Source organism: Sphingomonas montanisoli, from assembly GCF_008274695.1.
Lineage (GTDB): Bacteria > Pseudomonadota > Alphaproteobacteria > Sphingomonadales > Sphingomonadaceae > Rhizorhabdus > Rhizorhabdus montanisoli.
This window is the reverse complement of record NZ_VTOU01000005.1, coordinates 147846-167929: the sequence shown is the minus strand read 5'-3', so window position 1 is coordinate 167929 and position 20084 is coordinate 147846. Positions and strand designations below refer to the sequence as shown.

At 65.5% G+C, this 20084-nt stretch carries 21 protein-coding genes; 12 read left to right on the top strand and 9 right to left on the bottom strand.

Going from position 1 to position 20084, the window contains the following annotated elements; all coding sequences use genetic code 11:
- The first annotated feature begins 7 nt into the window (after positions 1 to 7).
- Both FYJ91_RS19095 and FYJ91_RS19090 read left to right on the top strand, forming a co-directional pair.
- Positions 8 to 388 carry an MAPEG family protein gene (locus FYJ91_RS19095; protein ID WP_246152753.1) on the top strand — a complete coding sequence of 127 codons (381 nt, stop codon included), beginning with the start codon at positions 8 to 10 and terminating at the stop codon, positions 386 to 388.
- The gene (locus tag FYJ91_RS19090) at positions 385 to 1233 is read left to right on the top strand and encodes an SDR family NAD(P)-dependent oxidoreductase (protein ID WP_149523918.1); all 849 of its coding nucleotides are present in this window, start codon (positions 385 to 387) and stop codon (positions 1231 to 1233) included. Before FYJ91_RS19095 ends, FYJ91_RS19090 begins: the two co-directional genes overlap by 4 nt.
- 31 nt (positions 1234 to 1264) lie before the next feature.
- Here the strand turns inward: FYJ91_RS19090 and FYJ91_RS19085 are convergent, their stop codons facing one another.
- Positions 1265 to 2119, bottom strand: coding sequence for an SDR family oxidoreductase (locus FYJ91_RS19085; RefSeq protein WP_149523917.1), 855 nt, complete (start codon positions 2117 to 2119; stop codon positions 1265 to 1267).
- Positions 2120 to 2201: 82 nt separating this feature from the next.
- On the opposite strand from FYJ91_RS19085, the gene FYJ91_RS19080 reads away from it, so the two are divergent.
- Genes FYJ91_RS19080 through FYJ91_RS19070 form a run of 3 tightly spaced genes read left to right on the top strand, consistent with a single transcriptional unit; the run spans position 2202 to position 4623 of the window.
- Positions 2202 to 2963: a FadR/GntR family transcriptional regulator gene (locus tag FYJ91_RS19080; protein ID WP_181008595.1), complete on the top strand. Its 762-nt coding sequence runs from the start codon at positions 2202 to 2204 to the stop codon at positions 2961 to 2963.
- On the top strand, positions 2963 to 3823 hold the full coding sequence (locus FYJ91_RS19075) for a phosphatidylglycerol lysyltransferase domain-containing protein (RefSeq protein ID WP_181008594.1): 861 nt from the start codon (positions 2963 to 2965) through the stop codon (positions 3821 to 3823). Before FYJ91_RS19080 ends, FYJ91_RS19075 begins: the two co-directional genes overlap by 1 nt.
- Complete coding sequence (locus FYJ91_RS19070; protein WP_149523914.1) at positions 3820 to 4623, top strand: TIGR03084 family metal-binding protein; 804 nt, start codon at positions 3820 to 3822, stop codon at positions 4621 to 4623. The genes FYJ91_RS19075 and FYJ91_RS19070 overlap by 4 nt, the downstream gene beginning before the upstream one ends.
- A 6-nt stretch (positions 4624 to 4629) precedes the next feature.
- Here FYJ91_RS19070 and FYJ91_RS19065 read toward each other — a convergent pair whose 3' ends face one another.
- From FYJ91_RS19065 to FYJ91_RS19035, 7 genes are all read right to left on the bottom strand, one after another.
- Entirely contained in the window at positions 4630 to 5820 is a 1191-nt protein-coding gene (locus FYJ91_RS19065) for an amidohydrolase family protein (protein WP_149523913.1), read from the bottom strand.
- A gap of 105 nt (positions 5821 to 5925) precedes the next feature.
- Positions 5926 to 6861, bottom strand: a complete 936-nt coding sequence (locus tag FYJ91_RS19060) for a DMT family transporter (protein ID WP_149523912.1) — start codon at positions 6859 to 6861, stop codon at positions 5926 to 5928.
- Positions 6861 to 7832 carry an antibiotic biosynthesis monooxygenase family protein gene (locus FYJ91_RS19055; protein WP_149523911.1) on the bottom strand — a complete coding sequence of 324 codons (972 nt, stop codon included), beginning with the start codon at positions 7830 to 7832 and terminating at the stop codon, positions 6861 to 6863. The genes FYJ91_RS19060 and FYJ91_RS19055 overlap by 1 nt, the downstream gene beginning before the upstream one ends.
- A gap of 23 nt (positions 7833 to 7855) precedes the next feature.
- Complete coding sequence (locus tag FYJ91_RS19050) at positions 7856 to 8614, bottom strand: SDR family NAD(P)-dependent oxidoreductase (RefSeq protein ID WP_149523910.1); 759 nt, start codon at positions 8612 to 8614, stop codon at positions 7856 to 7858.
- 45 nt (positions 8615 to 8659) lie between these two features.
- Positions 8660 to 9106: a PaaI family thioesterase gene (locus tag FYJ91_RS19045; RefSeq protein ID WP_149523909.1), complete on the bottom strand. Its 447-nt coding sequence runs from the start codon at positions 9104 to 9106 to the stop codon at positions 8660 to 8662.
- On the bottom strand, positions 9103 to 10647 hold the full coding sequence (locus FYJ91_RS19040) for a FadD3 family acyl-CoA ligase (RefSeq protein WP_246152747.1): 1545 nt from the start codon (positions 10645 to 10647) through the stop codon (positions 9103 to 9105). Before FYJ91_RS19040 ends, FYJ91_RS19045 begins: the two co-directional genes overlap by 4 nt.
- On the bottom strand, positions 10644 to 11450 hold the full coding sequence (locus tag FYJ91_RS19035; protein WP_181008593.1) for an enoyl-CoA hydratase/isomerase family protein: 807 nt from the start codon (positions 11448 to 11450) through the stop codon (positions 10644 to 10646). The genes FYJ91_RS19040 and FYJ91_RS19035 overlap by 4 nt, the downstream gene beginning before the upstream one ends.
- Positions 11451 to 11531: 81 nt before the next feature.
- Here FYJ91_RS19035 and FYJ91_RS19030 point away from each other — a divergent pair, with 81 nt between their 5' ends.
- From FYJ91_RS19030 to FYJ91_RS19020, 3 genes are read left to right on the top strand one after another with little or no spacing between them, the layout of a single operon-like run.
- Positions 11532 to 12746, top strand: coding sequence for an acetyl-CoA C-acetyltransferase (locus FYJ91_RS19030; protein ID WP_149523907.1), 1215 nt, complete (start codon positions 11532 to 11534; stop codon positions 12744 to 12746).
- A gap of 18 nt (positions 12747 to 12764) precedes the next feature.
- Positions 12765 to 13607 carry an alpha/beta fold hydrolase gene (locus FYJ91_RS19025; RefSeq protein WP_149523906.1) on the top strand — a complete coding sequence of 281 codons (843 nt, stop codon included), beginning with the start codon at positions 12765 to 12767 and terminating at the stop codon, positions 13605 to 13607.
- A 17-nt stretch (positions 13608 to 13624) separates the two neighbouring features.
- On the top strand, positions 13625 to 14455 hold the full coding sequence (locus FYJ91_RS19020) for an HpcH/HpaI aldolase/citrate lyase family protein (RefSeq protein WP_149523905.1): 831 nt from the start codon (positions 13625 to 13627) through the stop codon (positions 14453 to 14455).
- A gap of 35 nt (positions 14456 to 14490) precedes the next feature.
- Here the strand turns inward: FYJ91_RS19020 and FYJ91_RS19015 are convergent, their stop codons facing one another.
- Positions 14491 to 15675 (bottom strand): CaiB/BaiF CoA transferase family protein, encoded by a 1185-nt coding sequence (locus tag FYJ91_RS19015; protein WP_149523904.1) that lies wholly within the window; start codon positions 15673 to 15675, stop codon positions 14491 to 14493.
- Between the two features lie 137 nt (positions 15676 to 15812).
- Here FYJ91_RS19015 and FYJ91_RS19010 point away from each other — a divergent pair, with 137 nt between their 5' ends.
- The 4 genes from FYJ91_RS19010 to FYJ91_RS18995 are packed head-to-tail and all read left to right on the top strand — an operon-like array spanning position 15813 to position 20084.
- Positions 15813 to 16964, top strand: coding sequence for an acyl-CoA dehydrogenase family protein (locus FYJ91_RS19010; RefSeq protein WP_149523959.1), 1152 nt, complete (start codon positions 15813 to 15815; stop codon positions 16962 to 16964).
- A 27-nt stretch (positions 16965 to 16991) separates the two neighbouring features.
- Positions 16992 to 17810, top strand: a complete 819-nt coding sequence (locus FYJ91_RS19005) for an IclR family transcriptional regulator (RefSeq protein WP_149523903.1) — start codon at positions 16992 to 16994, stop codon at positions 17808 to 17810.
- A gap of 30 nt (positions 17811 to 17840) precedes the next feature.
- A complete protein-coding gene (locus tag FYJ91_RS19000) occupies positions 17841 to 18611 on the top strand; it encodes an enoyl-CoA hydratase-related protein (RefSeq protein ID WP_149523902.1) in 771 nt (256 codons plus the stop codon).
- A gap of 3 nt (positions 18612 to 18614) precedes the next feature.
- The gene (locus FYJ91_RS18995) at positions 18615 to 20084 is read left to right on the top strand and encodes a 3-hydroxyacyl-CoA dehydrogenase (RefSeq protein ID WP_149523901.1); all 1470 of its coding nucleotides are present in this window, start codon (positions 18615 to 18617) and stop codon (positions 20082 to 20084) included.

Below are 20084 nucleotides of genomic sequence, written 5' to 3'. Positions count from 1 at the left end.
CCACGTGATGCAGCCGACGATCGCCCATTGGATATTGCTCGTCGGCGGCCTCCTGCCGATCATCTCGGTCGCGATCGCGAAGTCGACCAAGGCCTATGACAATGCCGATCCGCGCAATCCGGCGAGCTTTCCCGATCCGCTGCGCCAGCGGGCGCACGCGGCGCACGCCAACAGCTATGAGGCATTTCCGTTCTTCGCGGTGGGTGTGCTGCTCGCAACGCTGCGCGCCGCGCCTCCGGGCCATATCGATCTGGCGGCGAGCGTCTGGCTGGTGTTTCGCCTGCTCTACATCGGCTGTTATCTGGGCAATTGGGCGGGCCTGCGGTCGCTCACGTGGTTCGGCGCCTTCTTCGCGGCAATCGCGCTGTACGTGATCGCGCTGACATGACCGACTTCACCGAACGCTACGGCGAATGGGCGCTGGTCCTCGGCGCATCGGAGGGGCTGGGTCGCGCGATCGCGGCGCAGGCGGCGGCACACGGCATGAAGGTCGCGATGGTCGCACGGCGGCCGGAACTGTTACGAATGGCAGCCGAAGACATCGCCGCCGAATATGGCGTCGAAACCCGCGCGATCGCGGCCGATTGCGGCGATCCTCATATCGTCGAGACGATCGAGGCGGCGCTGCACGACGTGGCGATCGGCCTGATGATCTACAATTGCGCCGCCGAACCGCACGGCACCTTCCTCGATCAGGATATCGCCGAGCATCACTATAACATCGCGGTGAACTGCACCGGGCCGAGCCTGCTGGTTCACCATTTCGGGCGGCAAATGGTCGCGCGCGGCAGAGGCGGGATCGTGCTGTGCTCGTCGCTCGCGGCCGAGCAGGGCATCTATTCCTATGTCAGCTACGGTGCAGCAAAAGCCTATGAAATGATCCTGGGTGAAGGTCTGTGGGACGAGTTGGCCGATCACGGCGTCGATGCCGCGACATTGATGGTCGGATCGACCTATACGCCGAATTTCATCAAGCAGCAGCGCAAGAAGGGCACGTTGTTCGCAGAGACGCGGACACCCGCGAACCTTCCCGAAGGCGTGCCGGTGCCGCAAACGCCCGAGGATGCGGCGTCGCATCTGTTCCGCCAGATGGCGGGCCAGTGGCTCCCCCGCTTCTTCGCCAATCCGCGTGACGAGGTGCGGGCTGGCGAGATGAAGGCGATGAGCCGGGTCGAACTGGTCAAGCGGATGGGCGATGCCATGCGCAGCGGTTACCGAGCGATGGCGCAATGAATCCTTCCCCTGCGGGGAAGGGACTAGAAGATCAGAGCGACCCTTCGGGCGCCACGTCGCCATCGGGCAGGAACATGCCCACGCGCCATTCCTTCGACGTCGGATCATTCTTGTACGTCGTGAAATCGCGCACGCCTTCTTCGTAGAGGAAGGTGTCGTCGATGAAGAAGTTGCCGGTGCATAAGCGCGCGGGTTTGTTGAAGATCGCATAGGCGGCGTCCGACATGATCTCGGGCTTGCGGCACTTGCGCATCTCGTCTGAATTGCCGACCGCGAACTCGATCGCGGAGGTGGCAATGCCGACGCGAGGCCACAGGCAGTTGAAGGCGATTCCCGCCTCGCGATATTCTTCGGCCATGCCCAGCATCGCCATCGACATCGAATATTTGGTGATCGTGTAGGCTACGTGCCCCGCAAACCACTTGGGATCGAGGTTGAGCGGCGGGGAGAGCGTCAGGACGTGCGGATTCGCCGCCTTCCTCAGATGCGGGATCGCCGCCTTTGAACAGAGGAAGGTGCCGCGCGTATTGACCTGATTCATCAGATCCCACCGCTTCATTTCGGTATCTTCGACCCCGGTCTTGGAGATCGCCGAGGCATTGTTGACCAGGATGTCGATCCCGCCGAAACGCGCGACCGCCGCGTCGATCGCGGCCTGAACGCTGTCCTCGTGCCGCACGTCGACAACGATCGGCAGCGCCTGCCCGCCCGCTTTCTTGATGTCCTCGGCTGCTGAATAGATCGTGCCGGGCAGGTGCTTGTGCGCTTCGGTCGTCTTAGCGGCTACGACGATATTGGCTCCGTCGCGTGCGGCGCGTAGGGCAATCGCAAGCCCGATGCCCCGGCTGGCGCCCGTGATGAACAGCGTCTTTCCGGATAGGCTCAAGGCAACGACCCCATTTGAGATTACTCTTTTGCGCTTTGGCCATAATATTATAACGTGGCAAGTCCCATCGTCAGGAGCCCGAATGTCCCGTCCCAAAGAGCCCAAAACGTCCGCCGTCGATCAGGCCGCCCGCGCATTGCGCGATATGGCGATGAAGCGTGACGAAGGGCGGCTGGTCGGGTCCGAGGACGAGCTGATGACGCGGCTGGGCGTCAGCCGCCCGACGCTGCGCCAGGCGGCGGCACTGGTCGCGCAGGAACATCTGATCGAGATCAAGCGGGGCGTGAACGGTGGTTACTTCACCTCGCGCCCCAGCAGCATCACGGTCGCGCGGATCGCCGCCATCTATCTGGAGGCGCATGACGCCAAGCTGCGCGAACTGGTGCGCGCGGTCGAGCCGATCCGCCACGAACTCGCGCAGCTTGCGGCACGCAACCGTGATCCTGAAGCGCTCGCCGCGCTAAGCGCGTTTCTCGACAAGGAACGCGCGCTCGACGAGCAGGGCGGGGCGAATGATTACCTCACCTTCCTCAAGACCGAGCGTGAACTGGGTCGGTTGATCGGGCGGGCGAGCGGCAACCTGCTGCTCGAACTGTTCCTGAACATCACCTATGATCTGGCGGCGCGCGTCAGCGGCACCGACGACGTCTATGCGCACCGCCCGGACCGGATCGAGCAATATCGCCTGCACCGCAACCAGATGGTCGCCGCGATCCTGAGCGGGGATGAGGAGATGGCGTCGCTCGCCACGCGGCGCTGCTCGACGATCGTCGTCGAATGGATGCAGGACGACATGGGCAGCGGCGGCTTCCAGTCCGATCCGATGGCGCTTCCGGCACGCTAATGGGCGGCGAGGCCGTCGCTGGCGGCGGTCTCGGCCTCCCGCTCTCGCTCGATATGCGCGAGAGGATCGAGGCGCTGATCGCGCTATTGCGATCGCCTTTGTCCGAATATGGCTTTGCGAACCTCTGGCTGTTCCGCGATCGGCACGATTATCGCTTCGTCGACGGCGACCTGCCGCACCTGATCGGCCGTACCTATGATGGGGTGCGGCATGCGATGCCGCTGGTGCCGATCGATGCGGAGAGCGCGGCGCGGCTGCTCGATTGTGTCGACTGCCTTTACCCGTTGGCCGATGATGCGCTGGCGCAGGCGGGTTACGACGTGCGCTGGAACGACGACGATGCCGACTATGTCTATCGCGCCGAGACGCTGGCGCAGCTCGGCGGCGCGAAGGCAAAGCGGGCGCAGGCGCGCGCTTTCGAGGCCGAACAGGCGCCGATCGCGGAGCCGCTGAGCGACGCCAACCTTGCGGCCGCGCGGGTAGTGCTCGACGGCTGGCTCGCCGATGTCGGGCGCGATCCGGACGCGACCGATCTCGATGCCTGCCGCGAGGCGCTGGCGCGGCGCGAGGCGCTGGGGCTCGACGGGCTGCTGGTGACGACGGGGGCGAGGGCGCCGGCAGCGTTCCTGCTGGCCGGGACCAATGCAGACGGATCGCGCGTCGTCCATTTCGCCAAGGGGCGCCGTATCCATGCCGGCGCCTATCCGTGGATGTTCGCGCGGTTCGCGGCGACGTGCGGAGTGGCGATCGTCAACTTCGAACAGGATTTGGGCAAGCCGGGCTTTGCGCAGGCGAAGCGCGCGCTCGCGCCGATGGGGCAGCTTCGGAAATACAGAGCAAGCAAAAGGGGTGGAGCATGAGGGCGTTGGTGGCGGATTTGCGGGCGGAATATGACGAGCTGGCCGACTATCTGGCAACCTTGCCCGATGCCGATTGGGCCAAACACACCGTCTTCTACGATTGGACCGTCGCCGATGAGGTGATGCATCTCCACCAGGTCGACCTGTTCGGCCTGATCGCGATGCGCGACGCCGCCGAGTTTGCCGAGCTGTTCAAGACGGTACGCGCGGGGCAGGCACAGGGGATCGAACTGAGCCAGGAGATGCGCCAGCGTTTCGGCCATCTCACGCCCGCCGAGCAGCTTGCCGCATGGCGCGCGACCTATGAGGAGGTGCTGACGCGCTTCGCCGCGTCGGATGCCGAGACGCGTATGCCGTGGTTCGGGCCGGAAATGGGTGTCGCCTCCTTTGCCGCCGCACGCCAGATGGAGGTGTGGGCGCACGGGCAGGACATCTATGATCTGTTCCGCGTCCGCCGTCCGTCGCACGACCGCATCCGTGCGATCTGCGATCTGGGGGTGCGGACGCAGGGCTGGTCGTTCCGCAATCGCGGCCTCGATCGCCCCGCGCCGCCGCGCGTGACGCTGACCGCGCCATCGGGTGCGGTGTGGGAATGGACCCCCGATGGTGTCGAGAGCATCGTCGGGCCGGCCGAGGATTTCGCGCTGGTCGTCACGCAGCGCCGGCATGTCGACGACACCGATCTGGTCGTGACCGGCGCAGGCGCCCGCGCGTGGATGGAGGTGGCGCAATGCTTTGCCGGCAAGCCTGCCGACGGGCCGGCGGCAGGCGTCCGCAAGGTCGAGTTTGCGGACGCCTGATCCGGATCAAAGCGGGATGTTGTAGAGCTTCGAGGCGTTGGTGCTGAGGATCTTCTCGCGCTCCTCGAAGGTCAGCTGCGCCAGGCCCGATGCCGCATGTTCGAGCGGCTCGGGGTAGAGGCAAGTCGGGTGCGGGAAGTCGGTTTCGAACATGACGTTGTCGACCCCGCACTGGCGCACCGTGGCGGACATGTTTTTCCGTTCGAACCAGAAGCAGCCGTAGATATTGCGGCGGAAATATTCCTCCGGCGTCAGCGAGAAGGTCTTGGTCGTCGCATTTTCGTGGAGCTGATATTCGAGCGTTTCGAGCAGGAAGGGGATCCAGCCGATCCCGCTTTCGACCGACACGAACTTGATCGTTGGATAGCGATCGAGAATGCCCGACAGGATGATGTTCGCCATCACGCGGGCATTGCCGAAGAACAGCATCGACGATCCGATCGCGAAGCGGATGTCGTGCGGCTCGGAGGGCCAGAAGCTGCTGCCGAACCACGCCGATGAGCTTTCCGACGCGCCGATGTGGAAGTTGATCGGCATGTCGTTGGCGACGCACGCCTCCCACAGCGGATCCCAGTGGCGTTCGGCCAGGTCGGGCAGGCCGTTATTCTGCGGATCCGAATTGATGATGACGCCGCGCAGGCCCATCTTCTTGGCGCGCTCGACCTCGGCGACCGAACGCTTCACGTCCCACCAGGGGAGCAAAGCCATGCCGTAGATGCGCTGCTTCGATTCGTGCAGCATATCGGCCATCGCATCGTTGTAGATTTCGATGCTGGCGATGCGGATATTCTCTTCGGCGTCCCAGCCGCGCTGTCCGCCGAAGCCGAGGACGTTGGGATAGACGATCTGGGCGTGGATGCCCGCTTCGTCCATCACCTCGAGTCGTTCCTTGACGCTGTGCGCGCCGGCATGAACGTCGCCAATCTGCCAGTCGAAGAATTCGAGCGAGCGCGACTTGCTGCCGTCCTTCTTGATCACCGAGATCGGGCTGGCGCCGATGCCCGACAGCTGCTTGCCCTCACCGATGATCCAGGTGGGCTTGCCCTCGAACAGATCAACGCGGGGGACGAGGTTCTTGAGGTTGGCGGGGGCGCGGCTCGTCCACAGATCGTGCGGTTCGCTCAGATGCGTGTCGGTATCGATGATCTTGATACCGGCAACGAGATCGCGCGCGGTGGGCTTCAACTGGGTGGCCATGATCCTGCTCCTCTATTTGAGGTGGACGTTGGGCTTGTCGGCCACGTCGGGCAACTCCGGGGCTTATCGCGGACGCGCATATCCTTTGGCGCGTGCGACAGGTGGTCAGACGTGCGACGATTCCGCGATCGCGCCCGCCAGCGCGGGGCGGCGGCTGTTATGCCATAGCAGCAGGCCCGCCGCGATGATCAGCGACGCGCCGAGCATTGCCAGCGCATCGGGCCACGTGCCGAACACCAGCACACCGAAGCCGATCGCGACGAGCATCTGGAAATACATGAACGGCGCGATGTGGGCGGCGCTCGTCCGCTCGGTCGCCATGAACAACAGGATCTGCCCGCCCGTCGCGACCACCGCGATGGCGCAGGCCGTCAGGACGATGCCGAGGCTGGGCCACGCCAGTTGCAGCCCCTCCGCCCCCGAAACGTCACCCACCAACGCGGCGATCAGCGTGAAGGGCAGGGCGCAGCCCGATCCGAGCAGCTGCATCTGGAGGGCGCTGGCATGGCCCACCGCCATACGGTTGAACAGGACCAGGAAGGCGAGGCACAAGGCGCTGACGAGCGGCCACAGCCCCGCCCAGCCGACGTTGGACAATTCGGGCTTGATGACCAGGGCGATGCCAATGATCGCGAGGAGCGAGGCGGGCCAGGTGACGCGCGGCGCGCGTTCGCCGAGGAACAGGGCCGAGATCATCACGAGCATCAGCGGGCTTGCGAACTGGATCATCGTGGAGGCGGCGAGCGGCATGTAGCGCAGGCCGACGAAGACCGAGACGGTGCTGAGCGCGATCGCCGCGCCGCGTGCAAGCTGCATTCGCCACAAGGGGAAGGTGAAGCCCGCGCGCCCTTCGCGGAGCCACAGGATGATCGCGATCCCGACCGCGGCGAACAGATGGCGCAGGCAGGCGAGCGCAGTGCCCGGATAATGGCCGGTCACGAGCTTGGCGATGCCGTCGCTGATCGCGAACAGGCCATAGCCCGACAGCGCGAGCATCATGCTGCGCAGGCCGAGGCCATGATCCTGTTCCGGTGGGTTCATCAGGCCGTGCGATAGAAGCGGCGCGTGCCCCCGACAACCATCGGCATCGCATCCTGCACGAAACGCAGCCAGCGCGGATCGGCATGGGTGGCGAAGCGCATCGGATTGAACGCCGCGATCGAGGCGAGCGACCAGCTGGACAGGATATCGGCATAGTCGCCGGTATCGTCGACGGTGCGCCAGCGCTGGAGCAGAGGCGCGCCGTTTTCGGCCATGAACGGATCATAATCCGCCACCATCGCGGCGATGAAGGCGTCGGCGTCCTTGGCCGCGACCCGCGCGGTGTAGGTCAGGAAGGTCGGGACGGCGTCTTCGGGCATCGGTCGGGGTGCGGCATCGGATTTGAGCGCGAAGTCGTAGGTGAAGATCTTGAGCTTTTCGAGCGGGAGGCCGAGGCGCGCAAAGCCTTCACTGCTCGACGTGGCGATGCCGTCGCGGCTGCGCAGAAAAGCGTCGAGCTGTTCTTCATCGGCGAAGGTCTGTTCCCAGATATGCGTCCAGGGGCGGCCCTTGAACGAGACCCAGCCGACATTGTCCTCACCCAGAACCGAGGAGGCCATGCCTTCGCCCTTCGCGACCATATCCGCGATCGCAGAGGCATCCGATCCTTCGGCGACCTTCATCAGCACGATGCGGCGTATGCCCTTTTCGATGTGCGGAGTGGCGGGCGTATCGAAGGTGTAGCGGGTGGCGTAGATGTCCTGCGTGATGCATTCGGGACTGTCGGCCATCAGATAATTGTCGAGCATCTGCGCGTGATAGGCGTGCAGCATATAAGGGCCGGTATAGGCCGCCTCGTCGACGAAGTTGTTTTCCCAGATGACGGTGTCGCTGTCATAATCGAGGCCCGCCGCGGAATCGACGAGGCCGGGCAGGAAGCGATCGGTATCGTCGAAGCCCTTGCGGAACTCCTCGACCTGCGTGTCATCAACGCCATAGCGCAGCGGCATGATGTAGAAGCGCCGGATCATCGTCTCTCTCCCCTTAGGATCGCTTAGTCGCGGAAGCCCGCGCCGCCATTGACCGCGAAGGTCTGGCCCGTGATCCATTCGGCATCGTCGGAGAGGAGGAAGGCAAGCATCGACGCAATGTCTTCCGGCTGGCCGAAGCGGGGCAGGGGCGTATCGGCCAGCGCGCGGGCGCGCATGTCCGGCGTCAGGTTGACCATCGCGCCGGGGGTTTCGACGAGGCCGGGGGAGACGCCGTTGCAGCGGATATTCGCCTTGCCCACCAGCCGCGCGACGTGGCGGATCAGCGCCTGAAGTCCCGCCTTCGACGCGGCATAAGCGGGAAGCGCGGGCATGCCGTTGAACGCCGACCCCGAGGAAACCGCCGCGATCGATCCGCCGCCGGCCGCCTTCAGATGCGGGATCGCCGCGCGGATCAGTACGGCGGGGCCGATCAGGTTGACGCGATTGGTCCGCTCCCAGATCGCGACATCCATGTCGGGGACAGGATGATCGTTGCCCATCGTCGCCTTGGACAGATCGGCGCCGGTGATCGCGATGCCGTCCAGCCCGCCAAATGCTTCGACGGCGGCGGAGACGAGCTTTTCGGCCGATTGTTCGTCGGCGAGGTCATAATGCTGCGTCAGGATCGCGCCGCGCTCGGCCTTCAGAGTGTCGAGCGCGGGCAGGTTGATGTCGCCCACCAGCACCTGCGCGCCTTCGTCGATCAGGCGCACGGCCAGCCGCGATCCCATGCCGGTCGCGCCGCCGCCGATGATGAAACGCTTGCCCTTCAATCCTCTCATGGCATCCTCCGCTTATATCTGTGGATGGCGCCTGTTTTCCGTCGTTTATGGCGCTCTGTTTGGAACCGGCTTGAATACCCCGCTCATACGCAAAACCTCGCGGCCGTTGGTGGTGGCCATCGCGTCGGCGAAGATCAGGTTGGCGGTGCGCTTGCGGGTGACGACCTGCGCCTCGATCCATTCGCCGACCTTCACCGGGCGGATGAAGTCGGCGGTCAGGTTGATCGTGATGCCCATCGTGATGATCGTCATCGCAAAATCGGCGAAGGTCATCAGGAAGCCGCCATGCGCGAACCCCTGCGTGTTCGACTGGCCTTCGCAGATCAGCGTGCCGAGCGAGTGGTTTCCGTCATCCTGCCGCCGGATGAAATAATCGGCGGATCGGCCTATGAATTTGCCGGGGCCGGGCAGGTGGACGAAGCCGTGCGGTGGCGTGAAATCCTGCGGCACCCAGCCGAACTCGTCTGTCGGTGCCGCGTCGATATGCCTCATGCCGGCAACTTGAACTTCTGCACCTTGCCGGTCGCATTGGTTGGCAATTCATCCGAGAATATGACCGAGCGGGGCACCTTGAAGTTCGCCATATGCTCGCGGCTCCACGCGATCAGCGTCTTTTCGTCCAGTTCAGTGCCTGGCTTGAGAACGACGAAGGCACGGCCGACCTCGCCCATGCGCTCGTCGGGAATGCCGGTGACGGCGACCTGCAGGATCGCGGGATGCGCGAGCAGCATCTTCTCGATCTCGGCGGGGTAGCAGTTGAACCCGCCGACGATGAAGATGTCCTTCTTGCGATCGGTGATGCGCAGATAGCCGGCTTCGTCGAGGATGCCGATGTCGCCCGAATGGAGCCAACCGTCGGGATCGATCGCCTCCTCGGTCGCCTTGGGATCGTCGAGATAGCCGAGCATCACGTTCATGCCGCGGATCATCACCTCGCCCGCCTCACCCGGGGGAAGGGGGTTGCCGTCGGCATCGATGATCTTGAGCTCGATCCCGTCGATCGCACTGCCGCACGAATTGACGATCGTTTCGGGCGGATCGCCGGCCTTCGACATGGTCGCGGTGCCGTTGCACTCGGTCAGGCCGTAGCCGGTCAGCACGGTCGGGATGCCCAGCACCTCGTTCATCGCGGTGATCATCGACGGCGCGACCGAGGCGGCGCCCGTCACCGCGACACGGATCGAGGCGACGCGCTTCGGATCGAATTCCTTCGCGTTGAGCAGCGTGGTGAAGAGGGTGGGGGGGCCGGGCAGGAACGTCACCTGCTCGCGCTCGACCTTGTCGACGAGGCTCGGCACGTCGAGCGTCGCTTCGGGTACGATCCCCGCGCCGACCGTGAGGCAGACGACCCAGGCCGCCTTGTAGCCCGAGCAGTGGAAGAAGGGCCACAGAACCATGAAGCGATCGCCCGCCGTCAGCGTGGTCGCCTTCGCCCACAGGCGCGCGGTCTCGACAACCTGTGCGTGCGTCGCCAGCACGCCCTTGGGATCGCCGGTCGTGCCGCTGGTGAACATGATGTCGCACACCGTATCGCCGGTCAGCGCGGCGGTGCGCGCCTCGCCCTCGGCAATGCTGGCGGGGGTGGCTTCGGCCAGGAACGCATCCCAGCCTTTCGGATCGTCCGCGCCGATGTGGATCACGCGCCGCATGTGCGGGATGGCAAGGCCCTCGATCACCTCGGCATAGCGGGTGTCGAGAAACTCGGTGGCCGCGACCGCCATGACGGTGTTCGAACGGCGCAGGATATAGTCGACCTCGGCGCCCCGGAAGCGCGTGTTGAGCGGCACCAGCACACCGCCCGCCGCCTGCAGGCCGAGGCAGGCGACGATCCATTCGAGCGAGTTGGACGCCCAGATCGCGACGCGTTCACCGGGCTGGAGCCCCGCCGCGACGAAGGCGCCCGCCGCCTGCTTCATGGCCTGCGCAAGTTCGGCGAAGGTCAGGCGCTTGTCATTGTCGATCACGCCCATCACGTCGGGCCAGATCGCCGCCGCTTCGAGCGCGGCGTGCGGGATCGTCATGGCTTTGCTCACGCCGACGCCTCCGCAGCCTTGGCGGCTTCTGCGGCCTTGCGGGCCTCCACCAGCGCGTTGCGCGCGAGCATCATGTTGAGCGACTCCCGATCGAGCGAGGCGGCGAAACCTTCGGTCAGCGCCGCGTTGAGATTGGCCTTGGCATAAGCCACGCCTTGCCCCGGCAATGCCGCCAATATGCGGGCGACCGCCATCGTCTGCTCGACCAGTTCCGCATCGTCGTAAACCCGATCGACCAGCCCGAAGCCGAGCGCCTGTTCGGCGCTGCGCTTCTCATCGATCAGGTAAAGCTGGCGCGCCTTGGAGGGACCGAGAATGTGGGTCCACAGCCAACTGCCGCCATAATCGCCCGGCATGCCGCCGGTGGTGAAGGCGGCGCGGAACTTGGCGCCGGTGCCGGCGAAGCGGAAATCGCACGCGGCGGCCAGGCTGAGGCCCGCGCCCGCGCACGCGCCGTTGATCATCGCGATCGTCGGCTTGGGCATTTCGTGGAGGATGCGCGACGCCTCGACCGAGCGACGCAGCCAGCGCACCCGGCTTTCGGTGGTCGAAACCTTCGGTGCGGTGCCCGCGACACGATCCGCCGAGGCCTTGCCGATCGCCTTGACGTCGCCGCCCGCGCAGAAGCCCTTGCCCGCGCCGGTCAGCACCACGGCACCGATCTTGTCGTCTTCACTCACGCGCCGGACGGCGGCGAGCAATTCGCGCATCAGCCCAGTGTCGAGCGCATTGAGGCTGTCGGGCCGGTTGAGCGTGAGGGTCGCCACGCGATCCTCGACCGTCTCGATCAAAACGTCGGCCAAGCACGCTCTCCTATATCCAACTTTTCCGCGAGTTGGTTTCGTATATAGAGTTATCTCAAATCGGAAGGGAAGAGATTCACGATGCAGTTCAGAGAAGCCTTCATCTGCGAACCGCTGCGCACGCCGGTCGGTCGCTTCGGCGGCATGTACAAGGACGTCAGCGCGCATTTTCTGGGTGCTGCGGTGGTCAAGGCGCTGATGGAGCGGACCGGGCTTCCGGGTGAGGCGGTCGACGATGTGCTGTTCGCGCAATGCTATCCGTCGATGGATGCGCCGGCGCTTGGCCGCGTCGTCGCGCTCGATGCCGGGTTGCCGATCACAGTGGGCGGGCTCCAGCTCGATCGCCGCTGCGGTTCGGGCCTGCAGGCGCTGATCTATGCCGCGCTGCAGGTGTCGAGCGGCGCTTCGGATGTTGTGCTGGCGGGTGGCGCCGAATCGATGAGCAATGCGCCTTTCTATTCGACCGAGCAGCGTTGGGGCATCAAGGGCAGCGCCGCCGTCTTCCACGATGCGCTTGCCCGTGGCCGCGTGACGGCGGGCGGCATCCACTATCCGGTGCCCGGCGGCATGATCGAAACCGCCGAGAATCTGCGCAAGGATCACGCGATCTCGCGTCTGGAGCAGGATGAGTTCGCGGTGCGATCGCACCAGAATGCGGTCAAGGCGCAGCAGTCGGGCGCCTTCGCCGAGGAGATCGTACCGATCACGCTCAAGACCAAGAAAGGCGACGTGGTCATCGACACTGACGAGCATCCCCGCGCCGACACCACGGTCGAGGCGCTGGCGCGGCTCAAGCCGATGCTCGCCAAGGACCCCGAAGCCACCGTCACCGCCGGCAATGCGTCGGGCCAGAATGACGGCGCGTCGGTCGCGATCGTCGCGTCGCGCGAGGCGGTCGACAAGTACGGCCTCAAGGTGTTCGGCAAGCTGGTGTCGTGGGGCATTGCGGGCGTCGAGCCGAGCCGGATGGGCATCGGCCCGGTGCCGGCGACGCAGAAGGCGCTCGACAATGCGGGGTTGAAGCTGAGCGACCTCGACCTGATCGAACTCAACGAAGCCTTCGCTTCGCAGGTGCTGGCCTGCACGCGCGACTGGAGTTTCGCCAAGTCGGACTTCGATCGTTTCAACGTCAACGGTTCGGGTATCTCGCTGGGCCACCCGGTCGGCGCGACCGGCGGCCGCATTCTCGCGACCTTGCTGCGCGAGATGAAGCGTCGCAATTCGCGCTATGGCCTCGAAACGATGTGCATCGGCGGTGGGCAGGGCCTCGCTGCAATCTTCGAGCGGGCCGAGTAAGGGATTAGAGCTAACTCTATGGCGGTCCATAACTTCGAAGGTGTCGGTGGCGCGAAAATCGCCGCCGACATCGTGGGCACGGGCAGGCCGGTGGTGATGCTTCACGGCGCGGGGCAGACCCGCGGTTCGTGGTGGCGCACCGCCGCGATGTTCGCCGACCAGGGCTACCGCGCGATCACGCTCGACGCGCGGGGCCACGGCGAAAGCGCGTGGTCACCCGAGGGCTATGGAATGGACGTGTTCGTCGGCGATCTGCGGGCGGTGCTCGATCAGGTCGAGGGGCGGCCCGCCTTGATCGGCGCGTCGCTGGGCGGGCTGACGTCGATGGTGGCGATCGGGGAGGCGGCTCATGCGATCGCCTCCGCGCTCGTCCTCGTCGACATCACCCCGCACATCAAGCGCGAGGGCGGATCGGCGATCCAGGGCTTCATGGGCGCGAATCCCGAAGGCTTTGCGACGGTCGAGGAGGCGGCCGACGCGGTGTCGCGCTACCTGCCGCACCGGCCGCGGCCCAAGAGCGTCGAGGGGCTGCGTCGGAACCTGCGCGAACGCGAGGACGGGCGGCTGGTGTGGCACTGGGATCCTGCGTTCATCAATCCGCGGCCGGGCCACCGCCCGGATATCGATGCGATGCAGGCGCGGCTCGACGATGCCGCACGCGCCATCGACGTGCCCACATTGATGGTGCGCGGATCGGATAGCGAGATCGTGTCGGACGAAGGCGTCGAACAGTTTCGTCGCCTCGTCCCCACAGCGGAGATTGTCGAGGTGAGCGGCGCGCGGCATATGGTCGCCGGAGACGCCAACACCGACTTCGCGGGCGCGACCATAGAGTTCCTGTCCCGCGTCTATCCGGCCTGATTTCGAAGGGATTTCACATGCGCCTGCGTTCGATGCTGTTCGTGCCGGGGGACCGGCCCGACCGGATGGAAAAGGCGTTGGGCGTCGGCGCCGACGCACTGATCCTCGATCTCGAGGATGCGGTCGCCCCGGACAGCAAGCCCGCCGCGCGCGGCATGGTCGCCGAATTTCTGAAGGCGAAGACCGATCGTCCGGTGCCTCTGTTCGTCCGCATCAACCCGGTCGATCTGGGCATGGTTGAGGAGGATATGGCGGCAGCGGCCGACGCCGACGCCATCATGGTGCCCAAGGCCGAGGGGCGGGTGACGATGGACATCATCGCGCCCTATCTGCGCCGGATGAACAAGAAGGCGCTGCTGATCACCTGCGAGACGCCCGCTGCGGTCTTCACTTTGGGCGATTATGCGCTGTTCAAGGATCTGCTGATCGGCCTGAGCTGGGGCGGCGAGGACATGGCGGTCGGCGTCGGCGCGACGGCGAACCGCGAGGACGGTATCCACACGCCGCCCTTCCAGTTGATCCGATCGCTCACGCTGTTCGCGGCGCATGGCGCGGGGGTTAAGCCGGTCGACACGGTCTATCCGGCGTTCACCGATCTCGACGGGCTGACGGCCTATGCCGGCCGCGCGCGCCGCGACGGATTCCAGGGGATGCTGGCGATTCATCCATCGCAGATCCCGGTCATCAACGCCGCCTTCACGCCGAGCGAGGCCGAGATCGAGCACGCCAAGGCGATCGTCGCGGCGTTCGACGCCAATCCCGGCGTGGGCGCGCTGCGATTGGATGGGCGCATGATCGACATGCCGCACCTGAAGCTGGCGCAGGCGACGCTCGCGGCGGCGGGCTGATTCGTGGCCCCGGCGCAGGCCGGGGCCACGAGTCGTCAGATCGTCTCGCTCGCCTTCAGCGCTGCGACCTCGTCCGCCGAAAAGCCCAGCTCCGTCAGCACGTCGCTTGTGTGCTGGCCCAGGGTCGGCGGGGGTGTGCGGATGTCGGCGGGGGTTTCGCTCAGGTTCACCGGCATGCGGAACAGGGTCGCGCCGTCGGCGAGGCCGGGATAGGGCACGTGCTGCTTCATCCCCATCGCCTCGACCTGCGGATGATCCAGCACTTCGCGCGGCGACAGGACCGGGGCGGCGGGGATGCCGGCGGCGCCGAGTTCGCCGATCGCCTGGTCGCTGGTACGTTCGGCGCACCATCGGCCCATGCGTTCGGACAGCACATCGCCATTGTCGCCGCGGGTGCCGTCGCTCGCGAAGCGCGGATCGTCGAGCCATTCGGGCTCACCCATCAGCTTGGTCCACCGCTTGAACAGCGGGTTGGAGACGACCTGCGTGACGATCCAGCCGTCGGTCGTCTTGTAGATGTCGGTCGGGCCGTTGATAAAGCTGCGGTTGCCGATCGCGGTGCGATCGATGCCCAGCGCCGCCTGCTCGACGAGATAGGTGGTCGAGAACGACACCGCCGATCCAAGCAGGCTGCCGTCGATCTGCTGCCCGCGCCCCGATTTGTTGCGCTCCCACAAGGCCATCATCACGCCGATCGCGGCGTAGAGGCCGGTCGCGTGATCGACCCAGCTGATCGGGGTGCGGTAGGGCTGGTCGGCCGTGCCGGTCAGATGCACGCCACCGCTCATCGCCTGGCCGACCGAGTCGAAGCCGCCCTTGTCCTTCCACGGGCCGATGGGGCCGAAGGATGAGACGTTCGACAGGATGATGTCGGGCTTGATGCTTTTCAGCGTCTCATAATCGATGCCCATGCCGGCGAGCGCGCTGTCGGGGACGTTCGCCATCACCACGTCGGCGCTTTCGATCAGGCGGCGTAGAACCTCTTTCGATTCCGGCGTGCGCGTGTCGATCGCGACCGAGCGTTTGTTGCGGCTCATCTGGAGGAAGATCGATCCTTCGCCATCGTCGGTGATGGGGGCGACAAGCCGGTCCTCGCCGCCCTGGCGACGCTCGACCCGGATCACGTCGGCGCCGAAATCGGCGAGCACGGTCGCGCCATAAGGGCCGGCGACATAACGGCCGAAATCGAGTACCCGGATGCCGTCCAAAACCCCCGCCACGATCGCTCTCCTGTTATTCAGGTAGTTCTTTTATTCAGCGGAATATAATTCCGCAATGCAGAATTGGACTTGGCTTTCGGGTTCGAGCCTTTACAAGCGCCATCCGACTCCCGGCTCACCCATAGACTGGATCGATGATGGACACCGAAACCTTTGCAATGCTCCGCGAAACCGTCCGCCGCTTTGTCGACGAACGGCTGATCCCCAATGAGGATCGCGTCGAGCATGAGGATGCGGTGCCGCAGGAAATCATCAACGAGATGCGCGATCTGGGCCTGTTCGGCCTGACCGTGCCCGAAGAATATGGTGGCCTGGGCCTCACCTCGGCCGAAGAGATCCAGGTCATCTACGAACTGGGCCGCACCAGCTTTGCTTATCGTTCGGTCATCGGCACCACCGTCGGCATCGGCAGCCAGGGCATCGTCATGGATGGCACCGAGGCGCAGAAGCGCGAATGGCTGCCCAAGCTCGCCGAGGGCATGTTTGCCAGCTTCGCGCTGACCGAGCCCAACGCTGGTTCGGATGCCGCGTCGATCACCACCACCGCGATCCGCGAGGGCGACGTCTATCGCGTCAACGGCACCAAGCGCTTCATCACCAATGCGCCGCGCGCGGGCATGTTCACGCTGATGGCGCGCAGCCAGCCCGACGTGAAGGGCGCCGCCGGCGTCACCGCCTTCATCCTGCCGGCAGGTACGAAGGGCATCAGCTTCGGTAAGCTCGACAAGAAGATGGGCCAGAAGGGCACGATGACTTGCGACGTCATCCTCGACGACGTGATCATCCCGGCCGAAAACATCATCGGCGGCGTGCCCGAGCGCGGCTTCAAGACCGCGATGAAGGTTCTCGATCGCGGCCGCATCCACCTGTCGGCGCTGTCGAGCGGCATGTGCGATCGTCTGGTGCAGGAAAGCGTCAATTACGCGGTCGAGCGCAAGCAGTTCGGGCAGGCGATCGGCCAGTTCCAGCTGATCCAGGGCCTGATCGCCGACAGCCGCACCGAGGCCTATGCCGCGTGGCTGATGACGCAGGACGTCGCCAAGCGGTATGATGCGGGCGAGAAGGTTTCGGCCGACGTCGCATCGACGAAGTATTTCGCATCGGAAGCGCTGGGCCGCGTCGCGGACCGTGCTGTGCAGATCCACGGCGGCGCCGGCTATATGGCCGAATATAAGGTCGAGCGTTTCTATCGCGACGTCCGCCTGATGCGCATCTACGAGGGCACGTCGCAGGTCCAGCAGACGATCATCGCCAAGGCGCTGCTGCGCGAGGCGGGCCTGAAGGTCTGATCGGGGCCGGGGCGGAGACGCGCGGGCGTGGCCAAGGAATTCGGCAAGGTTCTCGCCCTTCCCGGTGCGGAAGAGGAGAAGACCGATCGCCAGTTCGTGACCGCGCTCGCCCGCGGGCTGGAGGTGCTGCGCGCCTTCACGCCCGAGGACGGCCCGCTCGGCAATCAAGAACTGGCCGAGCGGACGGGGCTGCCCAAGGCGACCGTTTCGCGGATCACACACACGCTGACGACGCTCGGCTATCTCGATTATCTGCCGCGCCTGTCGCGCTACATGATCGCGCCGTCGGTGCTGTCGCTGGGCGCGGCCTGCGTCGCGGCGGCGGGCATCCGGCGGATCGCGATGCCGCACATGAAGGAACTCGCCGAATATAGCGATGCTTCGGTGGCGCTGGGCGCGCGCGATCGGCTGACGATGATCTATCTCGATGTCGAGCGTGGGAGCCGCACCGTGGCGTTCAGTCTCGATGCCGGCGCGCGTGTGCCGATCCACCGGTCGGCGATGGGCGCGGCCTATCTGTCCGGCCTGCCCGAGAAAGACCGCACCGTCCTGATGGATGCGATCGCGCGGGCGAGCGAGGATCACTGGCCGGCGACGAAGACGCGGCTCGAAGGTGCTTTCGCCCAGATCGAGGAACGCGGCTACTGCGTCTTCGAAGGGACTTATGACCGTGCGATCAACGGCGTGGGTGCGGTGCTGGTGCAGAATGACGGTACCGTCCACGGCTTCACCTGTTCGGCCCCGACCTATTTGTTCACGCCCGAGCGGATGGAGGCCGATATCGGCCCCCGCCTCGTCGCGATGAAAGAAGCTGTGCGGGCGGAATTGAGCCAGCGGCGCTGGTGACGACGACATTTCGGAAAAGAGGAGAGGGATATGGCCGAAGTCTTGAAGGAAACGCCGATCGAAGGCGTCGCGCTGCTGAAGCTCAACCGGCCCGAAGTGTTGAACGCGCTGAGCGTTCCGCTCCGCCTCGAACTTGCCGCGCATATCGATGAGTTGAACCTCGATCCGGCGGTGCGCGCGATCGTCATTACCGGGGACGAGAAGGCGTTCGCGGCGGGCGCCGACCTGACCGAACTCAAGAAGCGCACCGTGCGCGACGCGCAGACGCGTGAGTCGGTCGCGGCCTGGGTGGCGCTGCGGGCGTGCACCAAGCCGGTGATCGCGGCGGTCAACGGCTTCGCGCTGGGCGGCGGTTCGGAACTCGCCTTCCACTGCGACATCATCATTGCGGGTGAGGGCGCGAAATTCGGTCTGCCCGAGGTCAAGGTCGGCATCATGCCGGGGGCGGGCGGCACGCAGCGGCTGGTCCGCGCGGTCGGCAAGTTCAAGGCGTCGCGCTATTTGCTGACCGGCGATCTGATCCCCGCCGAGGTGGCCTATACGATGGGCATCGTTTCCGAAGTTGTGCCCGACGATCAGGTGATCCCGCACGCGCTGAAGATCGCGTCGAAGATCGCGGCGCTCCCGCCGCTGGCGGTGCAGGCGATCAAGGAGGCGGTGGGCCTCGGCCCCGACGCCTCGCTCGACACCGCGCTCGCGCTCGAACGCAAGACCTTCCAGCTTCTCTTCACCACCGAGGACCGTGACGAGGGCATCGCCGCCTTCCTCGAAAAGCGTAAACCCGTCTTCAAGGGACGTTGATCCATGGCTGAAACCACCACTCTCGGCGTCGTCGGCGCCGGCCCGATGGGCGCGGGCATCGCGCAGATCGGCCTCACCGCCGGCCTCAAGGTCGTCCTGTTCGATCTGTCGGCCGATGCGCTCGCCAAGGCGGGCAAGGACATTATCGGCCGCATCGCGCGCATGGTCGAAAAGGGTCAGCTGGCCGAAGGCTATACCGCCGAAGCCGAAGCGCGGCTGACGCTCGCGACCGACCTGAACCAGTTCGCGCCGTGCGAGACGGTGGTCGAAGCGATCATCGAGCGGCTGGAGCCTAAGCAGAAGCTGTTCGCGCAGCTTGAGGAGATCGTGTCGGCCGATGCGATCCTGGCGACCAACACCTCCTCGCTATCGGTCGCGGCGATCGCGGCGAACTGCAAGAACAAGGCGCGCGTCTGCGGCCTTCACTTCTTCAACCCCGTGCCGCTGATGAAGCTAGTCGAGGTGATTGTGGCGCCCGCCACGTCGCAGCAGGTCGCCGACGACGCGACGGCGCTGTCGAAGCTGATCGGCAAGGTGCCGGTCACGGTGAAGGACGGCCCTGGCTTCCTCGTCAACCTGCAGGGCCGCGCCTATACGCAGGAAGGTCTGGCTGTCGTGCAGGAACGCGTTGCCGATCCGGCCACCGTCGATCGCATCATGCGCGACGGGGCTGGCTTCCGCATGGGGCCGTTCGAGCTGATGGATCTGACCGGCATCGACGTGAACTTCCCAGCGACGACCTACATTTACCAGGGCTATCAGCACGATCCGCGTCTCAAGACGACGACGCTGCACGAGATCATGTTCCACGCCGGCCTGTTCGGTCGAAAGACCGGCGAAGGCTTCTTCAAGTACGGGGACGAGGCCAAGGAAGCCGCGCCCGCGCCGGAAGTGGGCGAGGGCGGTCCGTTCGCCGCGAAGATCGGCGATGCGTCGGAGGATTTCGCGGCGCTCAAGGAGTTGGGCCTCGTCGACGGTGACGGCCCCACCCTGATCGCGCCGCTGGGTGAGGATTGCTCGACGGTCTGCGCGCGGCTCGGCCTCGATCCCACGAAGACGGTCGCGATCGACTTCACGGCGGTCGACAAGAAGCACCTGACGCTGATGACCGCCCCGGGCGGTTCGGCGGCAGCGCAGCCGGTGGCCGCGTGGCTGCGCGGGCATGGTTTCATCGTCGAGGTCATCAAGGATTCGGCGGGCTTCGTGCTGCAGCGTATCTTGTGCATGATCGCAAACCTCGGCAGCGAACTGGCGCAGATCGGGGTGGGTTCGCCCGCCGACATCGATCTGGGCATGAAGCTGGCGCAGAATTATCCGGCCGGCCCGCTTGAGTGGGCGGAGAAGATCGGCGTCGCCAAGACGTACAAGATCATGCAGGGCCTGCAGGAAGCGACCGGATCGGATCGCTACCGCCCCAGCCTGTGGTTGCGCCGCCGCGCGCTGCTCGGCCAGTCGATCTATCAGGCCGATTGA